Source organism: Arthrobacter sp. 05T444, from assembly GCF_056395905.1.
Map to the genome: position 1 here is coordinate 17,737 of NZ_JBFTKK010000010.1, position 23,572 is coordinate 41,308.

Genomic DNA, 23,572 nt, shown 5'->3' on the forward strand with positions numbered 1-23,572 from the left:
AGCCGAATACTCTCACGGGGCCTTCAAACGGCAATGAAGCACCAGACGCTAATCCGGTTCAGAGCTGGTCGGTCACCACCGGCAATGAGGGTCCGCGGGCGCGCCCGTTCACAGAGTTCGTTGCGGAACCCTCGTGTGGGGAAGACTGTTGCCGTGAGCAACTCTTCCCGCACCGGCCTCGCCGTGGCCGGCCTCAGCCTGGGCACATCGCTAAACCCCCTGAACTCGTCAATGATCGCCGTCGCCCTGGTGGTCCTGCGCGAGGATTTCAGGCTCGACGTCGCCACGGTCACCTGGGTGATCACCGCCTTCTACATCACCTCGGCCGCGGGCCAGCCGCTGATGGGCAGGCTCGCCGACAGGTTCGGGCCACGGAAGCTCTTCATGCTGGGCATGGCGCTGGTGGCGGTGACCTGCGCGCTGGCGCCCTTCTCGCCCAACTTCGTGTTCGTCTGCATCGCCCGCGCCCTGATGGCGCTGGGGACGGCGACCGCATACCCGAGCGCCGTCGTCATGGTCGGTGCGCTGGCCCGGCAGGCGAACTCAACCTCCACCCGGCCGCTGGGCCGCATTCAGATGGCCAACACATCCGGGGCAGCGGTGGGCCCGGTGGTGGGCGGGCTGCTGGTGAGCCTGGTGGGCTGGCAAGCGCTGTTCCTGATCAACGTGCCGCTGGCGCTGGCCGCCCTGCTTATCGTCCGGAAGGTCGCACCCGCGGACGAGCCGCGGGAGCAGGGCAGCGTGGCCACCCTGGTGCGTGACTCGGACATCCCCGGCATCCTCGCGTTCGTGGGCGCCATGGTGCTGCTGCTGATGGGGCTCCTGAATGCATTGCCCGGGTTCCGCTGGTGGCTGCTGGGCGGCGCCATGCTGCTGGCCGTGCTGTTCGCCTGGCGCGAGCTGAGCTTCGGCAGGCCGTTTCTGGACCTGCGGCTGCTCGGCAGGAACCGTCCGCTGCTGCTGGTGTATCTGGGCTTCACGGTGTTCAGCGGGGTCTACTACTTCGCATTCTTCGGCCTGCCCCAATTGCTGCAGGAGGCCGCGGGCTACAACCCCGGCCTGGTGGGCGTGCTGATGCTGCCGCTCGCAGCCATGTCGGTAGTCATCACTCCGCTCGCGGTGCGCGCCATCGACCGGTTCGGTGTGCGGCGGGTGCTGATCGCCGGCGTCGTACTTCTGGCGGTGGCGGCAGCGGCACTCTGGCTGCTGACGGCGTCGTTCGCAATCCTGCTCGTGCTGGTGCTGACAGCGTTGATGGGCGTGCCGTACGGCTCAGTCAGCATCGCCTCCAACCAGGGGCTCTACCTCTCCGCCGCGCCGGAGGACAGGGGAGTGGCCGCCGGGATCTTCCAGACCTGCCGGTACGTCGGCGCCATCAGTGCCACCGTGATGATCGGCATCTTTTACGGCACCGGGGTGAACCAGGAGAACTGGGGCCGCATCGTTTTGGTGATGCTGGTGCTGAGCGGAGTGACGTTCGTGGTGTCGCTGCTGTGGCGGGAGCGCAAGGCGGCGTAGGGAGACAGAAGTTGGCTTAACGCCAGCCGGGTCGTGCCCGGTCGATGCAGCCGCGCAAAGCCGGTCAGGTACCGGCAGCCACCATCACCGGCTCGCCGTTCAGATACTCAAGCTGCCAGCCGTCAATGGCATGGTGGTGGGCCAGGTTGAGCACGGCGTTGTCGATGCTTGGCAGGGTGCGGCCGATGGCGCGGCTGAGGCTCACGCGGATGAGCGTGCCGTGGGCGACCACCAGGACGCGGCGGCCGCGGAACTCCTCAGCCAGCGCTTCCAGGGAGGCCAGCCCGCGGCTGGCTGCCTCGTCCTCGCTTTCTGCGCCGCGGAAACCATCGGGGATGCGAAGTCTGTCCAGTTCAGGACCGTCCTGCAGGCCCTCCGCGGGTCCGAAGCTGCGCTCGGTGAGCTCCGGCACCCGCCGGGCTACGCTGAGCCCGAGCCCGGCGGCGATCAGGTCGGCGGTTTCCGCGGCACGGCTTAGGGGCGAGGACACGATCGCATCCCACTCGTAGCCGGACAGGGCGGCGACGGCGTCGCGCGCCTGGCCGCGGCCGACGTCGTTCAGCGGAATGTCGGTGGATCCCTGCAGCCGGCGCTGTGCATTCCAGTCGGTCTGGCCATGGCGGACGAGGGCGAAGGTCGTAAGGGTCATGGTTTCCATTCTGCCTTGACGTCGGCAGGCTTCCCGCCATCTTCCGCCAGCCGGCAGGCCGACGGCGGCAGTTACCAGTGCGAGCATGGAACCGGGGTCCTGCGGCCGGGTTCCGGCTACTGGGCGGAGCGCCGGTTCCGCGCCTGGCGCACCAGCCGGCTGAAGGCAAAGACGAAGACGGCCTCGATCAGCACCATCAGTCCAAGCAACGGCCACTGCCCCTTGGCGGTGAACACAATCGCGCCGGTGAGGACCAGCACGGTTCCAAGGACCAGGGCGTACACGGCGAACCCGAAGGCCACCTTTGCACTGCGCACGCCGGTGCGGAAGCCAAAGCCCAGTGGCTGGCCTCCGGGTAGTCCCGCGACGCGGTCGGGGCCTGCGGGTTTGAGCCGGTCGAACTCTTCCCACGGGTCCCGGTCCTCATGCTGATCGGTCATGCTTCCATTATCCCGCGCAGCCGGAGGCCCCGGGTCGGCCGGGGCTGGGCCCAGACCTTGGTCGACCAGGGACGCGGATGTGTCCACGTGCGTTACGTTTATGCCGCCAGCCTGCTCTGGACCTCCGCTTCGTCCTGCGGAGCCCGGGTGGCGGCCAGCCGTTTCGCCAGGTACTTGGCTTCCCGGCACACGCCGGGAAGGGTTTCCGATGCTGCCGCGAGCGACTGCCGCAGGGGAGGGGAGTCTCTCGGGTCTGCCGGCTAAACTGTCGGCAGCAGCCTGGTCCAGGGGCACTGCAGTCCCGCGTGGATTAGCTCAAGGCCGGCTCATACGATTCGAGAGATCTCGACGGCTTCACCGCTCACGATAATCCCGCCGGACGGAGGAATGTCGACAGTGAGCACGCTTGCGCGGCCGACATGGCTGCCCTGGTGCAGTACGACGCGGCTGGGCGGCTTCACGAGTGAAAGCATTTGGAGGTATCCGCCGAAGGCAGCGGCAGCCGAACCGGTCGCCGGATCTTCGGTGATGGTGCCCACCGGGAAGAGGTTGCGCGAGTCGTACTCGCCCGGTCCAATCTCGCAGAGCGTCGTGACGGTGCCGGCCCAGTTCTGGGCATCCATCAGCGTGCGCATGGGATCTGGGTCGAAAACGAATGAGTCAAACGTCTGTCGTTCTGCGAAGACGAGAATGGGATGCCAGTTACCGGCAAAAGCGATCATCGGAGGGTACTCAGGGTGGAGTTCGTCCTGGCCCACGCCGAGCAAGTCGAGCAGGGTGGTCAGAACAGCGTCGGGGAACTCGGCTACTCGCGGCTCAACGCTTGTGAAGCATGCCGTCACCGCTGCGCCCTTGCCTGCAGTCTCGATCGTGACAGGTCCCACCGCCGTGTCGAAGATAAAGGTCCCCGTGCCGTCACGCCCTGACAGCGCGACGGCCAAAGCGATAGTGGCATGGCCGCAAAACGGCACCTCGGCAATCGGGGAGAAGTACCGGACACGGTTTCGGCGAAAGTCTCCGTCAACCGTCGGCTCGGTGACAAAGACCGTTTCCGCATATCCGATGTCGGCCGCGATGGCCTGCATCCGGGCGTCGTCGAGGCGGGTTGCATCCAGGACAACTCCCGCCGGATTTCCGCCGTCGGGGGTGGTGGTAAAGGCGGCATAACGCAGTACTTCCGTGGTCGGTTCCATTCCGTCATCGTCGCACAGCGTCCGGCCCCTGACCGTCAACGCTGGCCCGGCATGGCCAGCTCGGTCAGGGGGTTGTTCCCCGGGGTCCGGGGGAGGGACGATGATTCCATGCTTCCCGAGGAGCGGTTCCACGCGCTGGCGGACGAATTCAGGGCCAGCCCAGGGGTAATGGTGCCGGGTGAACCGGGACGCCGAGGGTTCGGTTCGTCCGCACTGAAGGTCAACGGCTCGATTTTCGCGATGATTGCCGGAAACCGGCTTGTCGTGAAGCTGCCACATGATCGCGTCACCGCGCTGATCGGGTCCGGGGCCGGTGAACCGTTCGACGCCGGCAAGGGCCGGGCGATGAAGGAGTGGCTTACCGTCACTGCCGACGATGAGGAGTCATGGCTGTCCCTGACCCGTGAAGCCCTGATCTTCGTGGGGTCCGCGCACCATTCCAGCCGTGGATAACCCGGACCCCAGCTCCGGACAGCGGTCAGCCGATCCGCTCGGCCAGGGACACGATGATCCCCTCCGGACCGAGCACATACACCATGCGCCAGACGTGCTCGTACTGACCGATGTCGCCTACAAGCCCGTAGCCGTACGCGGCCAGTCCGTCGGGCGGCCGCAGCATGGCGTTCTTGAAGTCAACGATGTGCGGCATGGGCCCTACTGGTCAGACGTGTTGGGAGAAATGCTAACGCGACGACGTGCTCCGCGCTTGGTCCAGGACGACGGATCGCCGGTACGTGCTTGGCGTGAATCCCAGGGTCTTTTGGAAGTCGTTCGTCAGATGGGCATGATTGGCATAGCCGAGTTCGGCGGCTATCGTCGCGAGGTCCGCCGACGGGTCGGTCCGTGACCGGTCGGCGGCCTCTTGGAGGCGGCGTCTTCGGATGAGCGCGGACGGGCTCAGGCCAATGTACTTCCTCGCCACCCGTTGAAGGGTTCTCGGCGAGACGAACAGACGTGCCGCAACGTCTTCAATACGGGTTACGTCGGTGCATCGTCCGGTAATGTCCATCATCGCGTTGGCAAGAACGCCCTCCTCTGACACCTCTGGACTCTGCGCTTTTAGCCAGCCAGTGAAAGCCTCCACCGCGCGTTGTCGACGTTCCCGTGGTTCGGTCCTGCTCATCGCCTCCGACACGGAGGCATGCAGATCCTCGAGCGGTAGTGGCAGCGTGGCATCCCGCAGGCTCCCCGGATCATCCGTGAAACGCGGAACGAGTGCGGGACGCAGGAGTGCACCAACCGCCCAGCCTCGGCCCGTGAGATCGCGATGTGTTCGACGGGTAGTTGGGCCTGCGAACTCAACGAGATCCTTCTGAACCACAAGGTTGGACGTCGGGAACGCGATCACGTGCTGGCGTGACGTGTGCCCTGGCTCAATGTCCCATTCGGGGATCCAAAACCACTGCACCAGGTTCGTGATGGACTCGGGCGCGGGCACACGGTGAAACGTGGGAAGCCGGGCAGGGTAGAGGATTCCCTTGAACGAACCCACCATGGGAGGACACTCCTTCATCCAAGCTGTCGCAATTCTCCAAGCCGCTGAGCGGACCTGTGCGTACCGTGAGATCTATGACTGATACTACAAGCCCCGAACTGACCGCGGCCGCCGACGGCAAGCACACAACATCCGGCATCCCGCACGGCTTCACGAGCCTCACGCCGTTCCTGGCGATCCCCTCGGCCAAGGAGGCCATCACCTTCTACCAGGACGTCTTTGGCGCACGCACTGTGAATGCCACCGAGATCGGCGGAATCGTGGTCCACGCCGAACTGGACTTCGGCGAGGGGCGGCTCCAAATTGGCGAGCCCAACCCCGACTACCACCTTGTCCCGGCGCCCAACGGCGACGATGACTGCTACTCCGTCGGCTTCTACTGCGCCGATGCGGACGCCCTCGTGGCGCGCGCCGAACAAGCAGGGGCCATCATTCGGGAGCCGCTGTCCACCTTTGTCTCAGGAGACCGGTTCGCCAGCATCCGGGACCCGTACGGTGTGCGCTGGTCCATCATGACCCGCGTCGAGGACCTCTCCGAAGAGGAAAGCACACAGCGCGTCGCCGACTGGGCCTCCAAGCAAGGCTGAACCCATGCATCTCACGGACTAGGCATCCGAGACCCTCACGCCGCCGGCGTGCGGACGGTCAGCCGGCTGCGCCGGGTGACCGCGATTACCGCGAGCAGACCGGTCAGCAGCACGATGATGCCGCCGGCTGCCACCGACCAGCGCCCCGAGTTCCGTGGCGATCCACCCCATGAGCGGCGCCCCAACGGCAGTGCCGCCCTGGAGGACGGCCAGGTAGAGGGCCAGCACCCGCCCCCGAAACTGCGGCTCCACGGAGAGCTGAATGCTGGTGTTGCAACTGTTCAGGAACGTGATGGAGGCGAGGCCCACCGGGATCAGAACTACGGCGTAGAGCCAGAACGACGGCGACACGCTGCCTACCAGCGTGAAGAACCCGAGTGCGTGGGCCCCGCCGAGCAGGAGACGCAGCCGGCGGCCGGAACGACGGGGCCGCGAGTAGGGCGCCGGCCAAGGTCGCGACGGCCATGATGGAGCCCAGTAGCCCGAATTCACGCGGTCCCATTCCGAACTCCGCGGTGGACATCAGCGCGTTGGTGATGCGGAAATTCATGCCGAACGCGCCAAGGAATAGTGCCTAGTCAGTGAGAGCTCGCCACTTCAGCAGCCTGCACCCAGTGGCTGCCGCGGCATACGCCGGGGTGACTGGGATAGGCTCGCTTCGGACCGGAACAAGCATTGATTCCAACTGTAAGGGGCGGGGAATTCCTTGGATCTACTGGGGGGCATGAGCCGCGACGAACTCCGCATCTTTTCTTGGGTTGCGGCCACCGTCTTCGCGCTTGTGGCGGGCGTCTGGCGTCCGCGCAGGCTTCATTGGACTGCGCTTGGTTCCGTCCTGCTCTTCGCGGCCCTCAACGCGGGTGCCGGGATCTACGTCCTGAACCATTTCGGTGATTCGCGCTGGTCTGCAGGGGGAGAGCCACCGCTGAGCGCTCCGTCGTTTTCCGGGACGCCTGTCGTGGGGCAGTTTCTGGGCCCCCTAGACTCCGCTCTGAACGGAGTGGTCGGCGGGGTGAACGAGTTCCTGGCATTCAAGCAGGCACTTCCCGTAGCGCTGGACTTCCTTGCCGCGTCCGGCTGGGCCTTGCTGGTGTCGTTCCCGCTTGCGATTCTCGCCGCCAGCGTCAGTTACGCCGTGGCTAGGCGCCGAACGGCGGACTTCGAAAAATACCGTGCCACCGTTGACCAGCTCAAAGATGAGCTTGAGCAGATCAAGCGGCAGATCTCATCAGGGAATTCCGTCGGCACGGCACTTCCTGCTGAAGATGAGGTCACTGATGTGCCGCCCGGACTGACGCACAGAGGATGATACAGGTGGGTGCTGGAGTTGGCGTTAGTCCAATCAGTCCCAGTTAGTTGGCAACCCCGATTACAGCATCAGCTGCTGGCCGCATGTTCGTCCTCGTGGCTTTCCTTGCCGGGGCAGGAGGACGGTGGGAAAATGGGCGGATGACAGGCGACCTCCAATGGAGGAAGAAATGCCAGCAGAACTTCCCGGGCTCAGAACCCAGAATGTTGGGGCGGTGACGGCATTATGACCGAGCAGCCGTTGAAGGCGCGTCGCCTGCGTGTGTCAGACATCAACGTCGTCGACCCTCGCACTCTGCGGAAGGCGCTCGGCGGAACCATCGTGGGCAACACCATGGAGTGGTACGACGTCGGCGTCTTCGGATATCTGATCACCACCATGGGTCCGGTGTTCCTGCCCGAGGCGGACAGGGCCGTGCAGAACCTGTTTCTCCTGGGAACCTTCGGCGCCACGTTCATCGCCCGCCCTGTGGGAGGCGTCTTCTTCGGCTGGCTCGGCGACAAGATCGGCCGCCAGAAGGTCTTGGCCATGACCCTGATGCTGATGGCCGGGGCGACGTTCGTCGTCGGCCTGCTTCCCGGGTACGCGGTGGTGGGCATCTGGGCCGCGGTACTGCTGGTGGTCACCAAGCTGATCCAGGGCTTTTCCACCGGAGGCGAGTACTCCGGCGCCACCACGTTCGTGTGCGAGCACGCGCCGGACCACCGCCGCGGCTTCTTCGTCAGTTTCCTGGACATGGGCAGCTACCTCGGCTTCGCGCTGGGGGCCGGGATGGTGTCCGCCCTCCAGCTGGTCCTGGGCCAGGAACAGATGGAGACATGGGGCTGGCGCATTCCGTTCCTCGTCGCTGGTCCGCTGGGCATCGTCGCCATCTACTTCCGCCTGAAGATCGAAGAGTCGCCCGCCTTCAAGGCCACCCAGGAGGCGGAAGCCGTGGCCGCCGCCCACCACGAGACCGGAGACGAGCTCCGCCCGGTGGGACCGGTGGGGATCTTCAAGGACCACTGGCGCAGCATCGTGCTGGCCATGATCCTCGTGGCCGCCGGCAACACCGTGGGCTATGCACTCACGTCCTACATGCCCACGTACCTCACGACCAACAAGGGCTACGACGAGATCCACGGGACGCTGCTGACCGTTCCGGTGTTGGTGGTCATGTCCCTGTGCATCCCCCTGACGGGACGTCTCTCGGACAGGATCGGCCGCCGCCCCGTGCTCTGGATCGGGGCCGTCAGCACGGTGGTCCTGGCGCTTCCTGCGTTCCTTCTGATCTCGATTGGAACCGTTCCGGCCACGCTCGCCGGCTTGGCCATGGTCGCGTTTCCGGTGGCGTTCTTCGTTGCCATTCTCGCATCGGCGCTGCCGGCACTGTTTCCCACGGCGCACCGCTACTCTGCCATGGGCATCGCCTACAACTTCGCCGTGGCGATCTTCGGCGGCACCGCCCCGTTCATCATCGCCGCGCTCATCCAGGCGACGGGCAACGACCTGATGCCGGCGTTCTACCTTATGGCGACGTCGGCCATCGCGGCTGTCGCCATCTACTTCCTGCCGGAATCCGCCCATCGGCACCTGCCGGGTTCCATGCCCAGCGTGGACTCGGAAGCAGCCGCCCGCGAGCTGGTGGCGACGCAGGACCACAACCCCCTGCTGGAGATGGATACGCTCCCGTTCGACAGCAGCTACGAGGCCGCGGGGGCGTCTCACGCGGGGCAACAGGGGAGGCCGACGGCGGGCTGACGCCGTCATGGACGTCCGCCGCCCCTTTAGTTCTGGGGGATTAAGTTCTGGGGCAATTAGTGCCTGGGCAGTGCGTCCTGGGCTGCCGGTTCCGTGCTTTGGTGCCCTGCCCGGCCGGCCTCTCGGCTGCCTGGCGGATAGGCGTGCCTGCGGCCCGCCAGAATCATCACCAGGGCAGCAGCCACCGGAACGGCGGCCGCTACCGGCACCAGGAGCGGCCCGGCCGTGGTGAGGGCTGCCGCGCCGTAGACCGCCCCGATGGTGATGCCCACCTGGATGGTCAGCACGGTGAGGCCGTTCGCGGCGTCCTTGTAGTCGCGGCCGGCCCGGAGGATGGCGGACTGGTTGTAGATGCCGATCGCGCCGAGGCCGGCACCCCAGACGGCCATGAGCACGATGGCGCCGGGAAGGGTGACCCCGAGCACGGGGAGCAGGAGCATCGAAACGGCGACGGCCGCCGTCGTGATCAGCAGCGAACGGCGCGGCCGTGAATCCACGGTGAGGCCTGCAATCCAGATGCCGACCAGGCCGGAGGCGCCGAGCACCGTGAGGGAGAGGGTGATGGCGTAGTCCGGCAGGCCTGCTTCGCGGATGAACGGGGCGATGTAGGTGAAGAGGGCGAAGTGCGCCATGAGCAGCAGCGGCCAGGCGACGGCCACGATCTTGACGCCGGGCTGGCCGATCGCCTTGCGAAGGGAGGGGCGCGGGGCGTCGGGGATGCGGCGGACTGTGGGGAGAAGCCAGAGCGCCAGGGCGGCCAGGAGGATGCCGGTCCCGGCGAGGATCAGGAAGGATGCACGCCAGCCGAGGAGTCCGCCGAGGGCGGTGCCCACCGGGGCTCCGATGGCCAGGCCCAGGCTGTTGCCGGTGAACACGACGGCGATCGCCTTGCCCACCTTGTGGGCCGGCACGATCCGGGCGACGAACGGCGCCATGGTGGACCAGAGCACGCCGTGGGCCAGGCCGCCCACCAGCCGGGCGGCCAGGGCCGCGCCGAAGTCGGACACCAGGCCGACGAGGACGTTGCTGATGGCGAAGGTCAAAACCAGCACCACGAGCAGCACATTCCGGGGAACCCGCGCGAGCAGCATGGTGGCCGGAATGACGGCGACCACGATGATGGCTGCGTAGCCGGCGGTCAGATAGCCGGCCACAGGTTCGGAGACGTTCAGGCCGGCGCTGATCTGGGGCAGCAGGCCGGAGGGCAGGAGTTCGGTGGTGATGGCGGTGAAGCCGATGGCGGCCAGGACCAGCAGGGCGCCGAAGGGCAATCGGTCACGTGCGGTAGCGGAGGTCGGGGAAGACACGGGTGGTTCCATTCAAGGAGAGGGGAGGAGGGCGGCGCCGGTTGCCGGAGTCCTTCATCAAAGTTACCCGATTTATTCAGCGGGAGGCAGGGTCTGTCAGTCCCTGTCTCGGCGGGAATACCACTCTTGGGCAGGCGCTGTTTATGCTCCGCCGTCCATCAGGCGCATGAACATGGTCCGGTGCAGGATGTTCGGTCAGCACGCTCCGCGGCGGTCGTCCGCCGCAAGGGTTCCGCCGCGCGGCCCCGTCGGCGGACCCCGCACCGGAAGCGATTATACTTTTTCGATAGATAATCGATTCTAAGTACGATAGTATTTTGTAATGCAGGTCCGTTGATGACGCGATCTGAAAGTGCCGCGTAACGAGTAGGAGACAAGGATGTCTTGGGGATTGATCAGCGCCATGGGCCACGTAAGTATTCAGACGACCGAACTCAGTAAATCCGTCTTTGATGCAACTCAGATCCTCGGACTCCGCGAAACGGAGCGGACGTCCGATGCCGTGTATCTCGCTGCCGCTAATGTCCACCACGAACTCGTCTACGTCGAGTCGGATGTCGATGGCGTTGATGGTTTAGGCCTTGTAGCAGCGAATGGCGACGCACTGCGTGAGATCCGCCGGCGCGTGGAGGATGAGAACTTCACTATCGTCAGCAATAATCCCCGCGGTGTTGGTATCGAGGATGGCTTCTCCTTTATTGGGCCCGAAGGCTTCGTGTTCGAAATCTACGTGGGCATGCAGGAGAACGTTTCCCTCCAGCAGTCCTTCGGCCCGGACCGCTACGGGCATGTCAACTTTCACCCCAGGGACGTTGGCGGCATGATGCGGTTCCTGCATCGGGTCCTGGACTTCCGGCTCTCGGACGTCATCGGCGACGACTTTGCCTACTTCATGCGTTGCAACCCTGATCACCACGGCATCGCCCTGGTCCGCGGCGAAGGAACGCTGCACCACCATGCGTGGCAGACGCAAAGCATTGCTGACCTCGGCAAACTCGGTGACAGGCTGAACAAACTCGGCCGGGAGCTGATCTGGGGCCCGGTCCGTCACGGGGCCGGCCACAATATCGCCGCCTACTTCGTGGAAACCTCGGGCGCCGTCGTCGAGCTTTACACGGATCTGGAGCAGATCTACGACGACTCCCGTCCTCCGGTGGTGTGGGGCGAGGACGAGAACTGGTACAACATGTGGGGCGAATACCGCCCCTTGGAGTTCCGCAAGTTCGGGCTTGCTCCGGTGGACCGCCGGTCCCTCAGCAGCCTGCACCACTGACGGATTCCGCGTTCCCATGTCCCAGACCCTTTCCCGGCGCAGATTAAACACTTTCGCCAAAGTTATGTTTGATCGATTGGCCTTCTTCTGTGATCTGCGTCATGCTTGGAAGTGCGAATGAAGGGGTTGCCTCGGGACGTGACCAACAACGCCGTCGGTCACCAAACTCTCACAGCTTTCGAAAAGAGATCACGTTGAACCCGAAAACAGCCCAGAGAAATAAGGGGCCGGTGAATCTGCCCTCGAGCAGGAAGCCAGCAGCGGCCGACTCGCTGAACACCAAGGACATGCGCCGCATCCTCGGCTCCAGTCTCATCGGCAGCATCATCGAGTACTACGACTTCATTCTTTACGCCACCGCTGCATCCCTGGTTTTTGATCGAGTTTTCTTTGCCAACCTCGGTCCGGGTCTTTCCCTGTTTGCCTCCTTTGCGACCCTTGCGGCAGGATACGTTGCCCGGCCCGTAGGCGGCATCATCTTCGGCCACTTCGGCGACCGCCTCGGCCGGAAGCAAATGCTGGTGCTGTCGATGCTCATGATGGGCGGCGCCACCGTCGTTATAGGTTTCCTGCCCACGACGGCACAAATAGGGGTTGCGGCGCCAATTATGCTGGTGCTCCTGCGGATCATCCAGGGCATTGCTGTCGGCGGGGAATGGGGCGGCGCCACTTTGATGGCCTTGGAGCACGCCCCTGCGAACAAGCGCGGCCTCGCGGCAGCGTTCGCCAATGCCGGCGGACCGGCCGGTGGGCTGCTGGCCACCCTGGTCGTGTCCGCTGTATCCGCCCTGACCGGCGACCAGTTCCTGGTCTGGGGCTGGCGGATACCCTTCCTGCTCAGCGCCCTGCTGATCCTGGTTGGCATGATCATCCGCCTCAGGGTGGCAGAGACGCCCGTCTTCCAGAAGCTCGACGCCGAGGCCGCCAAGATCAAGCACCCGCCTCTGTTCGAGGTGCTCCGCCACCATCCGCGCGTCGTTCTGGTCACCCTCGTGGCGACCCTGGGGTTTTACGCCTGCCAGGGACTGCTGACTGTCTGGGGTGTCTCCATGGCGGTGGCAAGCGGCGTTGACCGCTCCGGCGTCCTGAACTGGAAGGGAGTCGCCGCCGTGGTGACGGTGGCCGTTTGCTTCTATTCAGCACGGCTCAGTGACCGGATCGGCCGGCGCGCTGTCCTCACCGGCGCGGGCGTGGCAGCCGTCCTTCTGGCATTTCCGCTGATCATGTTGCTGACGAATGGGACCCTCTGGGGCTTTGCGGTGGCAGTGGTTGTCGGCAACGGATTGGTTCAGGGGGCACTCGCTGGACCCATCGGCGCTTTCATCTCCGAACAGTTCCCCACCGGCGTCCGTTATACGGGAGCGTCCCTGTCTTACCAGGGAGCCTCGATGATTGGCGCGGGCTTTACCCCGATGATCGCCACGGGCCTGGTTCTCGCAGCCGGCGGCGGCGTATGGATGGTGGCCGCGTTCTGGATCGTCATCCTGGCGGCGGGCCTCGTGGCAGTGCGCCTGACGCGTGAGGGCTCGCGCCTCAAACTCGACACAGTCTAGGCATACCCGCACGCGGCACCCTCGGCTGATGCGCCCTGGCGGGCGGTGTCAGTTCGGCGGCGGGTTGTCCGCGCGTAGCATTGTCAATTTTATTGAACTCATAGCGCTGAAACTTCTCATTTACGCGACAACTCATGACTGCCATGCTGGAGGCAGCGAGGCGCTCGGATAGGCGCACATCACGAAAGGAACCAGGCAATGAAGCCTAAGAATCACATGGTGCTCACCACCTTCATGCTGCCCGCGGGCTACCACAAGGACAGCTGGCGGATGGAAGGAAGCCGGGCCGAAGAACTGGGCAACCTTGATTTCGTGGCAGACCTGACTGCCATGGCCGAGGCCGCAAAACTTGACGCCGTATTCTTCGGCGACATCGTCCATGCCAACACGGTGATGCGGGGCGACATCAAGATGAACGGGTTCTATGAACCTATGACCGTGCTCGCGGCTCTGGCCGCCAGGACGAAGAACATCGGCCTGATCGGGACCATGTCCACGTCATTCTCCGAGCCTTACAATCTTGCCCGGCAGCTGTGCGGACTGGACCACATGTCCAACGGCAGGGCCGGCTGGAACATCGTCACGTCGTCGGACGGTTTCAGCAACTACGGTGTGGAGGACGTTCCCGACCCCGCCGTGCGTTACCGGCGGGCCACCGAGTTCGTTGACGTTGTGCAGCGCCTCTGGGACAGCTGGTCCGATGATGCCATCATCGTGGACAGGGCCTCCGGCGAGTACGTGGACCGGAGCAAGCTCAAGGCCATCCGGCACAAGGGTGAGTTCTTTGAAGTCGAGGGCCCTATCAACATGCCACGGTCACCGCAGGGACGTCCCGTGCTGGTCCAGGCGGGATCCTCGGGACCAGGAATGGACCTGGGTTCCTCCGTGGCTGACGGCATCTACACCGCCCAGCCGTTCAAGGAACCGTCCATCGAGTTCTATACCAAGTTCAAGAACATGGTGGCCGAGAGGGGAAGGAACCCCGACGACGTCAAAATCATCCCGGGCATCCTGCCGATTCTGGGCGACACCGAGAAGGAAGCACACGACCTCGCGAACGAGCTGGCCGGCTACGTGCACCTGGGCAACGGCCGCAAGCAGGTGGGCGCCGACCTCAAGATGGACCTTTCCGAGCTGGAGTTCGATGAATCGATCCCGGTCGAGTGGTTCTCCGACGACCCCCGGATGGGTAGCCGCTACCAGATCTACCGCAAGAAGAGTGTTGACATGGGCATGACCTTGCGCGAGCTGATCGTGGATCTGGCCCGCTCCACCGGACACCAGTGGATGGCCGGCACTCCCTCCCAGGTGGCTGACCGCATGGTGGACTGGTTCGAGTCCAAGGCCTGCGACGGGTTCAACCTCAATGCTCCCTTCAACCCGGGCGGATTCAAGCTCATCTGCGACAAGCTGGTGCCGGAACTCCAGGACCGGGGCTACTTCCGGTCCGAGTATGAGGGCACCACGCTCCGTGACAACCTTGGACTCTCACACCCGTCTGCGTAGGGCCACTCGGCTTAGGCCTGCTCAGCAGCGGAGCCGGCGGAACCAAACCGTTCGACGGCGACATCCACCCACGCCTGGGCGCGGGCATTCAGCCGCATGCTCCGCGTCCAGGCCAGCGAAACGGTGGCCGGGGTGCGGGTGTTGACACGGGGCTCCGCAACCCTTTTGAGGACAACCTTCAGCTCCTCGTACGGCGCGTCCAGCATGGGCTGCTGGAAGAGCACAGCAACGCCGCGGCCGCTCGCCACCAGGGACCGGACCGTGGCGTAGCTGCGCGAGCGGTGCCGGATGTCCGGAGTGAGCCCGGCATCCCGGTACATGTCCAGGATGCGCGTGGAAATGGGCGGGGCGTCGAAGAAAATGAGCGGAATGGCTGCCACGTCCCTGAGCGAGACCACCTCTGCCTCACGCAGCGGATGGTCAGCCGGAAGCAGGATGTAGGGCTCCACGGACAGCAGCGGGGCCGTCTTAAGAGCAGGGGAAATGTCCATGTCGTAGACGAAGGCGGCGTCGATGGAACCGTTGAGCAGGCGCTCCTGAAGATCCTCGTGGTAGCCCTCGATGAAATCCACCTCCACGTGTGGGCATTGGCCTGCAAAGTCGGCCAGCATCGGGGGGATGATGGTGGGCCCCAGTGGCATGAAGCACCCGACGGTCAGCGGGCCGCGGATGTCCGTCCTGTCCCTCTTGGAGAGCGACGCGATCTCGTCCGCGAGATCAAGAAGCTGGCGTGCCTGACGGAACACGACGATGCCTGTCGACGTCAGCGTGAGTCCCTTTGACTTGCGCTTGATGCACAGCTGCGCTCCGACGATCCGCTCGAGTTCCGCGATGGACATGGAGATGGCCGACGGCGCCATGTGCAGCCGCCGTGCCGCCTCGCTCATGGTTCCGGTTTCGGCCGCCACCACGAAGTGAAGGACCTGGCGGAGGGTGATCGAGGGGTTGAGGCTGATATTCACATTGTCAATTCTACTGACAACGTTGAGCAGAAAGAGACGATTTACTTGAGAAGCTCTGCTTGTCATCATGAAAGAAATGGCTCCGACCGCCGGCGCCACAGTTACCGCCGCAGCAGCGGCACCTCCTCCGAAAGTGACGTGAACGTAGATGGACGCCCAAGCCAGATTCCTCGACCAGGCAGAAGCCATTGTCGGCGCAGACAATGTTGTCCGTGCCACGCCCAAAGAGGGCTACATCGATCCGTACCCCCTGAACACCGGCCGGGCGAAGTGGCCGGGCGTGCGTCCCGGGAGCGTGGAGGAGGTCCAGGCGACCGTCCGGCTCGCCAACGACACCGGCGTTCCGCTGTGGTCCTTCTCCAAGGGCAAGAACCTGGGCTACGGGGGACCGGAACCGCGCACACGGGGAATGGTGGCGCTCGATCTGAGCCGCCTCGACAAGATCATCGAGGTGAACGACCAGCTTAACTACGCCGTCATCGAGCCCGGAGTCAGCTTCTTCGACCTCTTCGAACACATCCAGGAGAAGGACCTGAAGCTGTGGATGTCAGTTCCCGCCCTCGGGTGGGGGTCGATCCTGGGCAACGCGCTGGACCGCGGCTACGGCATGACGCCCATGGGGGACCATGTGCAGTCCATTTGCGGCATGGAGGTGGTTTTGCCGGACGGCGAACTGGTGCGGACCGGAATGTGGGCCATGGAGGGAACGGAACTCGGGCCCATCTTCAAAGGCGGCTTCGGCCCGACCCTGGACAGCATCTTCACCCAGTCCAATCTCGGCATTGTCACCAAGATCGGACTCTGGCTGATGCCCTGGCCGGATGTTTACATCAACGGCGACGTTGTGGTGGAGCGCGAGGAGGACATGCCCAGGTTGGTGGACATCCTGACCCAGCTCCGGCGCGAGGACGTCATCCAGAACAACGCCCTCTGCGGCAACGTGGTGCGGGCGGCCACCATGAACGGTCCGCGCTCGCGCTGGTATGAGGGCGAGGGGTCCATTCCGGACGACCGCCTGGAGGAAATGCGCCAGGAGATGGGCATTGGCCAGTGGAACGCCAAGTTCGCCATCTACGGCGACAAAGGGCTCGCCCAGCGAAGGCTTGAGATCATTCGGGAGCGCTTCGCCGGACTTGAAGGGTTCACCGTCAAAGCCCGTCTCTATGAAGGTGCGGAAGGCGTGCAGGTCGCTTATGACGACATTGCCGACATGGACCGCACGCAGATGGCCGGAGTGCCCACGCTCAAGCCGCTGTCCACGGTGGCATGGGCGGCAGAAAACGGCGGGCATATTGATGCGGCCCCCATCATTCCCGCCCGCGGGGAGGAAGTGTGGGCGTTCTACCGGGAAGCCAAAGAACTGTACCGCCGGTTCGGCTTCGACCTGTACATCGGTTACCACCTGTACCCGCGCCACATGGTGCACGTGACCATGATTTTCTTCGAAAACGACAACCAGGAGCAGCTGGCGCGCGCACGGGCGCTCTACTCAGCCTTGCTGGCGGCTGCCCGCAGCCATGGTTACGCGCCCTACCGCAGCCATGTGGACTACATGGACGTCATCGCCGACGGTTTCGACTACAACAACAACGCCATCCGCCGGCTCCAGGAGACGCTGAAGGACGCGCTGGATCCCAACGGCATCCTGTCGCCCGGAAAACAGGGGGTCTGGCCGCGGCGTTACCGCGAGGTCGGAGCGGAGGCGCCCGACGGCGTCGAGGAGTCGGCTGTCCCGCTGTAGAGCGGCTGTCCCCGGCTTTCCCTTAACGGCGGAAGGGGCCGGACGCTGGTTGAACAAACCAGCGTCCGGCCCCTTCCGCCTGCCTCTTCCGCCTGCCTCTTCCGCCTGTCCCTTTTCGCCTGCCCTTTTTCGCCTGCCGACTAGGCGCCGCTGATATTGATCGCGACGGACTTGACCTCGGTGTAGGCCTCCACGCCCTCGCGGCCGTTCTCCTTGCCCCAGCCGGACTGCTTGAACCCGCCGAACGGCATATTCGCATCCATGCCGCCCGCGGCGTTGACCCGCACGTTGCCCGCCTTGATCCTGCGTGCGAACTGGTGGGCCCTGGAAATGTCCTTCGTCCAGATGGTGGAGGAGAGTCCATAGACCGTGTCATTCGCGCGCGCCACTATGTCTGCAACACTGTCCGAATCGCGGAAGGTTGCCGCAGAGAGCACGGGCCCGAAGATCTCCTCCCGGACCACCCTCATGTCATGAGTGGTGTTGCGGAGGATGGTGGGCTGGATGAAGAAGCCATCCCCGGGAACTGCGGCGCCGCCCGTGACCAGCTCCGCGCCCTCCTCGCGGCCGCTCTGGATATAGCCGAGGATCCTTTCGCGCTGCTGGGCGGAAATCACCGGACCGATCTGGGTCTGCGGGTCGGTCCCGGCGCCGATCCGCAGCGCCGTTGCCCTTTGCGAGATTCCTGCGATCACCTCATCCGCCACCGCCTCGTGGACGTACAGGCGGGAGCCCGCAGCGCACACCTGGCCGGCGTTTCCGAAGATGCTCATCGCCGCCCCGTCGATCGCCCGCTCGAGGTCCGCGTCCGGGTAGATGACCACAGGGGATTTGCCGCCGAGCTCCAATGAGACGCGCTTCAGGTTCCCCGCGCAGGAGGCCAGCAGGTGCTTGCCCACGGCTGTCGATCCGGTGAAGGAGATCTTGTCCACGAGCGGGTGGTCCGCGATCCGCTGGCCGGCGACGGCGCCGAGGCCCTGGACAATGTTCAGCACGCCCGGCGGGAAGCCGACCTCCAGGGCCAGTTCACCCAACCGGACCGCTGTGAGGGGCGTGAGTTCCGCGGGCTTGAGCACCACGGTGCAGCCTGCCGCCAGAGCGGGCGCCAATTTGGCGGCGGTGATGGCCAACGGGCTGTTCCACGGAACGATCAAACCCACGACGCCGATGGCTTCCCTGAGCGTGTAGGCGTGCCATTCCCCGGGCAGGGAGACGTTGCGCGTCTCGCCGCTGAGCTTTGTCGCCCAGCCGGCGTTGTAGCGGAACGACTCCGCGGCTCCGCCGATTTCGAATGCCCGGGCAATGCCAAGGGGCTTGCCCGTGTTCAGCGTTTCGAGCAGGGCCAGCTCGTCACCGGCGGCGTCGATGGCCTCTCCGAGCTTCCAGATCAGACGGCTCCGCTGCGCCGGCGACAGTGCCGGCCACGGACCCGAGTCGAAGGCCCGGCGGGCAGCCTGGACTGCACGGTCCACGTCATCGGCGCTGGCGGAAGCGGAATCCACGAGGTGCTCTCCGCAGGATGGATCGATGATGGACAGCGGCTCGGCTCCGCCTTCCACCCACTCTCCGTCGATCAGCAGGCGCAGCGGCCCGCCCAGCAGGTCCGGCCGGGCAGTGGTGGGGAGGGTCTGGGTAAGGGGCGTCATTGGCTTCCTTCCGGGAGGCTGCTTACTGCGGAATCGGGTTATGCAATCTGTGATGGTTGCCACATCACGTTGTCCAAGATACATTGTTATAGGAATTATGCATTTATTCGCGTCAGTACTCAATGAGGAGATTCTGGATGGAAAAGCACAAACGCCGCTCACTTTTGGCGAAAGTCCTGACACCGGCTGTTGCCGGTCTTACCCTGCTGTCCCTCGCCGCCTGTGGGGCCCCAAGCACTGCTAGCGGTGCCGCCGGCGCCTCGGAAGGCAAGACGTCCATCAAGGTGGTCGTGGCGCCCATCCAGTTCGAAACGGCGTACATCGCCAAGGAAAAGGGCTTCTTCGATGAAGCCGGCCTGAGCGTCGAAATCGTCCCCGGTGCCGATCCCTCGGCCAACCTGGCCCAGACCGTCAGCGGGCAGGCGGACATCACCACGGCATCCTGGGGCGTCATGACCACAGCCACGGCGAAGGGCATGCCGGTGAAGGTGATCTCCGGAAACGGCGTCGTTGATCCCAACGTCGACAATTCCGGAATACTGATCCCCAAGGACAGCGGCATCAAGACCGTCGCTGATCTGAAGGGCAAGAACGTGGCCGTCGTCGGCGTGAACACCGGTGGCGACATCCCGATGCTCCAGGCGGCAGCAGCGGCAGGAATCGACCCCAAGTCGATTACGGAAATCGCCGTTCCCTACGCGGGCATGCAGGCAGCTCTGGAGCAGGGAACGGTTGATGCAGCGTTCGCGGCGGATACCTTCTACCACCAACTCGTCGACGCGGGCTTCAAGAGCATCGCCAGCCCGGTGCGCGAATTCCAGGGCAACATGCCCGTCACCGTCTGGGCTGCCACCGACGCGTGGCTCAAAAGCAACCCCGGTACGGCCAAGAAGTTCAATGACGCAATGGCCAAGGCAGCTAAGTTCTACGCGGACCCGGCAAACGTCAAGGCGATCGTGGACATCACCGCACGGATCAAGCAGGTGGACGCCGCGAAGGTCAATCCCAAGTCCTACGTGCCGGTTAATACTTCCATCAACCTGGTGACCGGACAGGCCGGCATCGACGCCATGAAAGAGCTCGGGTTCGTCAGTAAGCCGTTGACCGCCGAGGCCATGCTCTGGGCCGACGCGCCGCGCTTCACCAAGTAACGCTGCACGGGCTCAGGAACATGACGGAGAGATCGATATGAAGACAAGCACAAAGTCGCCGGACTGGGGTTTGACCACCCAGCGGCTGTTGGCAGTGGCTGCACTCCTGGCCATCTGGCAGGTAATCATCTGGAGCGGCACGCTTCCTTCGATGACGCCAGGAGTCGCCGCCCTTGCGTCCTCCATCGGCGCGTCGCTGGCCTCGGCAACGTTCTGGTCAGCGTTGGCGCAGACCATGACCGCAGCCGTCAGCGGTTGGCTAATCGCAGTGGCAGTTGGAACGGTACTCGGCCTGCTGATCGGCTCCGTCCGCGCGCTGGACCGCTCGACGTCGATCCTGATCGACTTCGGGCGTTCCTTCCCGGTGCTGGCGCTGATGCCGGTGGTCATCATGCTCCTGGGTGCCACAGCCCAGATGGAGACCGTCGTCGTCGCCCTGTCCTGCCTCTGGCCCGTGCTGGTGCAGACAATCTATGGCGCCCGGCGCATGGAATCTGCGGTGGTGGATACAGTGCGGATCTTCCAGATTCCCGCGTTGCTCCGGTTCCGCCGGGTCCTGCTCCCGAGCGCCACCCCCTTCATTGCCACCGGAATCCGGATCTCGGCCTCGATCTCCATCCTCGTGGCCGTCGGCGTCGAGGTGCTCAGTCAGACGCCGGGAATCGGCCGGCAGATCACCCTGGCCCAGCAGGCACAGCGATGGGATTCGGCGTTCGCATACCTCTTCTTCGCCGGGTTGGTGGGTTGGAGTATCGCCAGCCTGCTCAACTTCGCCGAGGGCCGGATCCTCAAATGGAACAGGCAGAACAATGACTGATACAGCCCTTCGTTCGGCACCAAAGCCGGAAACTGAGGCCAGGGCAAGGAGACCGGAAGCGGAGCGCGTGCGCAGCAGTCCCGCCCAGATGGCCCTGAACGTACTGCAACGGGCGTGGCTGATCGTCGTCGTGTTCGCCATTTGGTGGATCGCGTCGGCGGACAGCACCAACGTTTTCATCCCTTCCCTCGAGTCGATCCTGACCAGCCTGGGCCGGGACCTCTTCAACGGCGTGATCGCCGAGGGAGCCGCCTACAGCCTGGGGAACCTTGCTGCCGGCCTCCTGATCGCGGTGGCCGTCGGAATTATCGGGGGACTGATCCTCGGTGAGACGAAACGGCTGCGGGAAATTGTGGATCCGGTCATCCACTTCTTCCGGTCCGTTCCCCAGGCCGCGCTGGTTCCGCTGATCATCGGCGCGTTCGGAATCGGACAGGGGCCCAAGATCTACACGATCGCGTTTGCCTGCATGTGGCCGGTGCTGCTGAACACCATTGACGGTGTTCTGGGCGTCGAACCGACCATCCGGAAGTTCTCCAGGGTCTACCGGATCCCGCGCGGGCTGCATTTCCGCAAGGTGGTCCTCCCGGCCGCGCTGCCGCAGATCGTGGCCGGCGTCCGCGTGGCGCTTCCGATCGGAATCACGGTCATGGTGGTGAGCGAACTTTTCGCCGCCAACAAGGGCCTGGGTTTTTATATCCTCAATTCCTCCGCGACCTTCATGGTGCCCGAGACGTGGGCGGGCGCGCTGCTCGTTGGCGTCATCGGATACATCCTTTCCCTCCTGTTCGTCGTCCTTGAACGCAGGATCCTGAGCTGGTACTTCAAGTCAGGCGCAAAATGACACCCCCGATCCAACAGAAAATTGAAGGAGCTTCCATGGCCATTCAGGCAGCGCCCGAAGAGGTGCAGGTGGCGACGAAGCCGCTGCTCCAGGTCCAAGGGCTGACGATGAGTTACGGCTTCGGTGACTCCGAGAACAAGATCCTGAACGATCTGAACCTCGATGTAAACGACGGGGAATTCGTCTCCATCGTCGGTCCGTCCGGCGTCGGCAAGACCACCCTGCTGCGGTGCCTCTCGGGCCTGATCCAACCCCGGAGCGGCACCGTGAGCGTCGGCGGGGAAGTCATCAACGGCCCCCACCGGGACCTTGCCGTGGTCTTCCAGGACTACAGCCGCTCGCTCATGCCCTGGATGACCACACTGGAGAATGTTGCCTTTCCATTGCAAGGCCGCGGCGTGAGCAAAAAAGAACGGAATGAAACCGCGGAGAAGAACCTTGCGGCCGTGGGCCTGGCGGGCCAGGGCCACAAGTATCCGTGGGAAATGTCGGGGGGCATGCAGCAGCGCGTGGCCATCTCCCGGGCCCTGGCCTATAACGCCAAGGTCCTGCTGATGGACGAACCGTTCGCCTCAGTGGACGCCCAGACCAGGTTCGACCTCGAGGACCTCGTGATCGACCTCCAGGCGACCCTGGGCGTAACCATCATCCTGGTCACGCACGACATCGATGAAGCGCTGTACCTGGCGGACAAGGTGATCGTCTTGGCGGAGAAGCCCGCCACCGTGGTGGACGTGATCGAGACCGGCTTCGGTGACCACCGCGACCAGGTCGAGACCAAGGCGGACCCCCGCTTTGCGGATGCACGGGCACGCATCCTGCACCGCCTGCGGGACCACTAGGCCCGACGCGGCCCAACTGACAAAGCCCTCCGGGTTCCCTTACTGGGATCCCGGAGGGCTTTCTGCGCCTGCGCCTGGGGCTGGGCTCCCGGGCTAGTACAGCTAGGCGGCTAGGCTTTGGCATTCTCGCGGACGCTCTCGGCGGTGCCCTCCTCGATCGCGGACTTCAGGATGGCGTGCAGCGTCGTCTCGTAGTGGTTCCGGATGAGCCGGGAGGCAAGCTCGGCATTCCTGTCCAAAGCCGCGGCGAGGATTTCCCGGTGCTCCTGGGCGATGTCGCGGCCCGTGGCGCGGGTGGCGTGGCCCGCCCAGCGGCCGTACAGCTGGGACAGGTCGGACAGTGTCGAAGCGAGGTCGATCAGCACAGGGACACCGCAGGCCTCGAGTAGCTTGGCATGGAAGGCCTGGTGGGCGTGGTTCCAGGCATCCGTCAGCTCGCCGCTCTCGTCGCGGTAAAGGGTCCGCTCCAGCGTGTGGTGGGCTGCGATCAGCTCGGATTCCCACGCCAGATCTCCGCGCTGGACCGCCAGTCCGATCCCGAACTCCTCCGAGACACAGCGCAGTTCGTTGATGTCCTTGATCTCGGCCAGCGAGAGCGTTGGCACGAAGAAGCCACGGTTCGGCTTGAGGGTCACCAGACGGTCCCCCACGAGACGCGTCAGCGCCTCACGGATGACCGTACTGCTGGTCTTGTAATGCTTAGTGAGCGCAACCAGCTGGAGCTTGTCTCCTGCGGCCCAGCGGCCGGCCAGAATGTCATCCCGGAGCGAGTCCCGGATCTGGGTGCTGAGGGTCTCAGATTCGATACTTTTCGACATGTGCATTATTCTACCCGCCGCAGGATAATGTTTTCTTTATTGACTTATGCAATATCGATACTAGACTTGAAGCAGCCCCACGGAGAGACCTCAAGCACAGCAGGTGTCAGGGCGCGGTGGCACGAGACTCCCGCAACGCCGTCGTTGGGGAAAGGCCTCCATGTGTAGGCCGTGCCATCGA

At 64.4% G+C, this 23,572-nt stretch carries 23 protein-coding genes; 13 read left to right on the forward strand and 10 right to left on the reverse strand.

The features are described 5' to 3' along the window. Positions 1 to 153: 153 nt before the first annotated feature. Entirely contained in the window at positions 154 to 1,518 is a 1,365-nt protein-coding gene (locus AC1DD3_RS11410; RefSeq protein ID WP_230117421.1) for an MFS transporter, read from the forward strand. A 64-nt stretch (positions 1,519 to 1,582) separates the two neighbouring features. Here AC1DD3_RS11410 and AC1DD3_RS11415 read toward each other — a convergent pair whose 3' ends face one another. From AC1DD3_RS11415 to AC1DD3_RS11425, 3 genes are all read right to left on the reverse strand, one after another. Further along, positions 1,583 to 2,167, reverse strand: a complete 585-nt coding sequence (locus AC1DD3_RS11415) for a histidine phosphatase family protein (protein ID WP_230117420.1) — start codon at positions 2,165 to 2,167, stop codon at positions 1,583 to 1,585. Positions 2,168 to 2,283: 116 nt separating this feature from the next. Next, entirely contained in the window at positions 2,284 to 2,607 is a 324-nt protein-coding gene (locus AC1DD3_RS11420) for a hypothetical protein (protein ID WP_230117419.1), read from the reverse strand. Between the two features lie 326 nt (positions 2,608 to 2,933). Next, positions 2,934 to 3,800 (reverse strand): PhzF family phenazine biosynthesis protein, encoded by an 867-nt coding sequence (locus AC1DD3_RS11425; RefSeq protein WP_230117418.1) that lies wholly within the window; start codon positions 3,798 to 3,800, stop codon positions 2,934 to 2,936. A gap of 108 nt (positions 3,801 to 3,908) precedes the next feature. Between AC1DD3_RS11425 and AC1DD3_RS11430 the strand changes: the two genes are divergently transcribed. Further along, complete coding sequence (locus AC1DD3_RS11430) at positions 3,909 to 4,253, forward strand: TfoX/Sxy family protein (protein WP_230117417.1); 345 nt, start codon at positions 3,909 to 3,911, stop codon at positions 4,251 to 4,253. Positions 4,254 to 4,278: 25 nt separating this feature from the next. On the opposite strand, the gene AC1DD3_RS11435 is transcribed toward AC1DD3_RS11430, so the two are convergent. Both AC1DD3_RS11435 and AC1DD3_RS11440 read right to left on the reverse strand, forming a co-directional pair. Then, the gene (locus AC1DD3_RS11435) at positions 4,279 to 4,449 is read right to left on the reverse strand and encodes a VOC family protein (protein ID WP_230117416.1); all 171 of its coding nucleotides are present in this window, start codon (positions 4,447 to 4,449) and stop codon (positions 4,279 to 4,281) included. 33 nt (positions 4,450 to 4,482) lie between these two features. Continuing rightward, positions 4,483 to 5,295 (reverse strand): AraC family transcriptional regulator, encoded by an 813-nt coding sequence (locus AC1DD3_RS11440; protein ID WP_476881675.1) that lies wholly within the window; start codon positions 5,293 to 5,295, stop codon positions 4,483 to 4,485. 74 nt (positions 5,296 to 5,369) lie between these two features. Between AC1DD3_RS11440 and AC1DD3_RS11445 the strand changes: the two genes are divergently transcribed. Next, positions 5,370 to 5,882, forward strand: coding sequence for a VOC family protein (locus AC1DD3_RS11445; RefSeq protein WP_230117414.1), 513 nt, complete (start codon positions 5,370 to 5,372; stop codon positions 5,880 to 5,882). Between the two features lie 18 nt (positions 5,883 to 5,900). Here AC1DD3_RS11445 and AC1DD3_RS11450 read toward each other — a convergent pair whose 3' ends face one another. After that, a complete protein-coding gene (locus AC1DD3_RS11450; RefSeq protein ID WP_476881676.1) occupies positions 5,901 to 6,374 on the reverse strand; it encodes an MFS transporter in 474 nt (157 codons plus the stop codon). Positions 6,375 to 6,606: 232 nt separating this feature from the next. On the opposite strand from AC1DD3_RS11450, the gene AC1DD3_RS11455 reads away from it, so the two are divergent. Together AC1DD3_RS11455 and AC1DD3_RS11460 are read left to right on the forward strand one after the other, a co-directional pair. Then, positions 6,607 to 7,191, forward strand: a complete 585-nt coding sequence (locus AC1DD3_RS11455) for a hypothetical protein (RefSeq protein ID WP_230117413.1) — start codon at positions 6,607 to 6,609, stop codon at positions 7,189 to 7,191. Between the two features lie 225 nt (positions 7,192 to 7,416). After that, the gene (locus AC1DD3_RS11460; RefSeq protein ID WP_230117412.1) at positions 7,417 to 8,931 is read left to right on the forward strand and encodes an MFS transporter; all 1,515 of its coding nucleotides are present in this window, start codon (positions 7,417 to 7,419) and stop codon (positions 8,929 to 8,931) included. A gap of 56 nt (positions 8,932 to 8,987) precedes the next feature. Here the strand turns inward: AC1DD3_RS11460 and AC1DD3_RS11465 are convergent, their stop codons facing one another. Beyond that, positions 8,988 to 10,238, reverse strand: coding sequence for an MFS transporter (locus AC1DD3_RS11465; protein WP_476875880.1), 1,251 nt, complete (start codon positions 10,236 to 10,238; stop codon positions 8,988 to 8,990). 379 nt (positions 10,239 to 10,617) lie between these two features. Here AC1DD3_RS11465 and AC1DD3_RS11470 point away from each other — a divergent pair, with 379 nt between their 5' ends. From AC1DD3_RS11470 to AC1DD3_RS11480, 3 genes are all read left to right on the forward strand, one after another. Further along, positions 10,618 to 11,511, forward strand: a complete 894-nt coding sequence (locus AC1DD3_RS11470) for a VOC family protein (RefSeq protein ID WP_230117410.1) — start codon at positions 10,618 to 10,620, stop codon at positions 11,509 to 11,511. 230 nt (positions 11,512 to 11,741) lie between these two features. Then, the gene (locus AC1DD3_RS11475) at positions 11,742 to 13,064 is read left to right on the forward strand and encodes an MFS transporter (protein WP_230117409.1); all 1,323 of its coding nucleotides are present in this window, start codon (positions 11,742 to 11,744) and stop codon (positions 13,062 to 13,064) included. 198 nt (positions 13,065 to 13,262) lie between these two features. Continuing rightward, positions 13,263 to 14,570, forward strand: coding sequence for an NtaA/DmoA family FMN-dependent monooxygenase (locus AC1DD3_RS11480; RefSeq protein WP_230117408.1), 1,308 nt, complete (start codon positions 13,263 to 13,265; stop codon positions 14,568 to 14,570). Positions 14,571 to 14,581: 11 nt separating this feature from the next. Here the strand turns inward: AC1DD3_RS11480 and AC1DD3_RS11485 are convergent, their stop codons facing one another. After that, positions 14,582 to 15,532: a LysR family transcriptional regulator gene (locus tag AC1DD3_RS11485; protein WP_230117407.1), complete on the reverse strand. Its 951-nt coding sequence runs from the start codon at positions 15,530 to 15,532 to the stop codon at positions 14,582 to 14,584. 148 nt (positions 15,533 to 15,680) lie between these two features. Between AC1DD3_RS11485 and AC1DD3_RS11490 the strand changes: the two genes are divergently transcribed. Next, on the forward strand, positions 15,681 to 17,273 hold the full coding sequence (locus tag AC1DD3_RS11490) for an FAD-binding oxidoreductase (RefSeq protein ID WP_476881677.1): 1,593 nt from the start codon (positions 15,681 to 15,683) through the stop codon (positions 17,271 to 17,273). Between the two features lie 140 nt (positions 17,274 to 17,413). Here AC1DD3_RS11490 and AC1DD3_RS11495 read toward each other — a convergent pair whose 3' ends face one another. Next, a complete protein-coding gene (locus AC1DD3_RS11495) occupies positions 17,414 to 18,919 on the reverse strand; it encodes an aldehyde dehydrogenase family protein (protein WP_476881678.1) in 1,506 nt (501 codons plus the stop codon). A gap of 137 nt (positions 18,920 to 19,056) precedes the next feature. On the opposite strand from AC1DD3_RS11495, the gene AC1DD3_RS11500 reads away from it, so the two are divergent. From AC1DD3_RS11500 to AC1DD3_RS11515, 4 genes are read left to right on the forward strand one after another with little or no spacing between them, the layout of a single operon-like run. Then, positions 19,057 to 20,070 (forward strand): ABC transporter substrate-binding protein, encoded by a 1,014-nt coding sequence (locus AC1DD3_RS11500; protein WP_476875884.1) that lies wholly within the window; start codon positions 19,057 to 19,059, stop codon positions 20,068 to 20,070. Between the two features lie 37 nt (positions 20,071 to 20,107). Continuing rightward, positions 20,108 to 20,887 (forward strand): ABC transporter permease, encoded by a 780-nt coding sequence (locus tag AC1DD3_RS11505; RefSeq protein WP_476881679.1) that lies wholly within the window; start codon positions 20,108 to 20,110, stop codon positions 20,885 to 20,887. Continuing rightward, positions 20,880 to 21,731 carry an ABC transporter permease gene (locus AC1DD3_RS11510; protein WP_476881680.1) on the forward strand — a complete coding sequence of 284 codons (852 nt, stop codon included), beginning with the start codon at positions 20,880 to 20,882 and terminating at the stop codon, positions 21,729 to 21,731. The genes AC1DD3_RS11505 and AC1DD3_RS11510 overlap by 8 nt, the downstream gene beginning before the upstream one ends. A gap of 35 nt (positions 21,732 to 21,766) precedes the next feature. Beyond that, entirely contained in the window at positions 21,767 to 22,573 is an 807-nt protein-coding gene (locus AC1DD3_RS11515) for an ABC transporter ATP-binding protein (protein ID WP_476881681.1), read from the forward strand. A 110-nt stretch (positions 22,574 to 22,683) separates the two neighbouring features. Here AC1DD3_RS11515 and AC1DD3_RS11520 read toward each other — a convergent pair whose 3' ends face one another. Next, complete coding sequence (locus AC1DD3_RS11520; protein WP_476881682.1) at positions 22,684 to 23,391, reverse strand: GntR family transcriptional regulator; 708 nt, start codon at positions 23,389 to 23,391, stop codon at positions 22,684 to 22,686. Between the last annotated feature and the right edge of the window lie 181 nt (positions 23,392 to 23,572).

Bases quoted from the DNA above. Each gene is read 5' to 3' on its own strand.
- AC1DD3_RS11495 (WP_476881678.1), bottom strand. From the start codon at position 18,919: ATGACGCCCCTTACCCAGACCCTCCCCACCACTGCCCGGCCGGACCTG.
- AC1DD3_RS11435 (WP_230117416.1), bottom strand. From the start codon at position 4,449: ATGCCGCACATCGTTGACTTCAAGAACGCCATGCTGCGGCCGCCCGAC.
- AC1DD3_RS11455 (WP_230117413.1), top strand. From the start codon at position 6,607: ATGAGCCGCGACGAACTCCGCATCTTTTCTTGGGTTGCGGCCACCGTC.
- AC1DD3_RS11490 (WP_476881677.1), top strand. From the start codon at position 15,681: ATGGACGCCCAAGCCAGATTCCTCGACCAGGCAGAAGCCATTGTCGGC.
- AC1DD3_RS11500 (WP_476875884.1), top strand. From the start codon at position 19,057: ATGGAAAAGCACAAACGCCGCTCACTTTTGGCGAAAGTCCTGACACCG.
- AC1DD3_RS11520 (WP_476881682.1), bottom strand. From the start codon at position 23,391: ATGTCGAAAAGTATCGAATCTGAGACCCTCAGCACCCAGATCCGGGAC.
- AC1DD3_RS11420 (WP_230117419.1), bottom strand. From the start codon at position 2,607: ATGACCGATCAGCATGAGGACCGGGACCCGTGGGAAGAGTTCGACCGG.
- AC1DD3_RS11480 (WP_230117408.1), top strand. From the start codon at position 13,263: ATGAAGCCTAAGAATCACATGGTGCTCACCACCTTCATGCTGCCCGCG.
- AC1DD3_RS11415 (WP_230117420.1), bottom strand. From the start codon at position 2,167: ATGACCCTTACGACCTTCGCCCTCGTCCGCCATGGCCAGACCGACTGG.
- AC1DD3_RS11515 (WP_476881681.1), top strand. From the start codon at position 21,767: ATGGCCATTCAGGCAGCGCCCGAAGAGGTGCAGGTGGCGACGAAGCCG.
- AC1DD3_RS11440 (WP_476881675.1), bottom strand. From the start codon at position 5,295: ATGGTGGGTTCGTTCAAGGGAATCCTCTACCCTGCCCGGCTTCCCACG.
- AC1DD3_RS11430 (WP_230117417.1), top strand. From the start codon at position 3,909: ATGCTTCCCGAGGAGCGGTTCCACGCGCTGGCGGACGAATTCAGGGCC.
- AC1DD3_RS11505 (WP_476881679.1), top strand. From the start codon at position 20,108: ATGAAGACAAGCACAAAGTCGCCGGACTGGGGTTTGACCACCCAGCGG.
- AC1DD3_RS11445 (WP_230117414.1), top strand. From the start codon at position 5,370: ATGACTGATACTACAAGCCCCGAACTGACCGCGGCCGCCGACGGCAAG.
- AC1DD3_RS11470 (WP_230117410.1), top strand. From the start codon at position 10,618: ATGTCTTGGGGATTGATCAGCGCCATGGGCCACGTAAGTATTCAGACG.
- AC1DD3_RS11460 (WP_230117412.1), top strand. From the start codon at position 7,417: ATGACCGAGCAGCCGTTGAAGGCGCGTCGCCTGCGTGTGTCAGACATC.
- AC1DD3_RS11425 (WP_230117418.1), bottom strand. From the start codon at position 3,800: ATGGAACCGACCACGGAAGTACTGCGTTATGCCGCCTTTACCACCACC.
- AC1DD3_RS11510 (WP_476881680.1), top strand. From the start codon at position 20,880: ATGACTGATACAGCCCTTCGTTCGGCACCAAAGCCGGAAACTGAGGCC.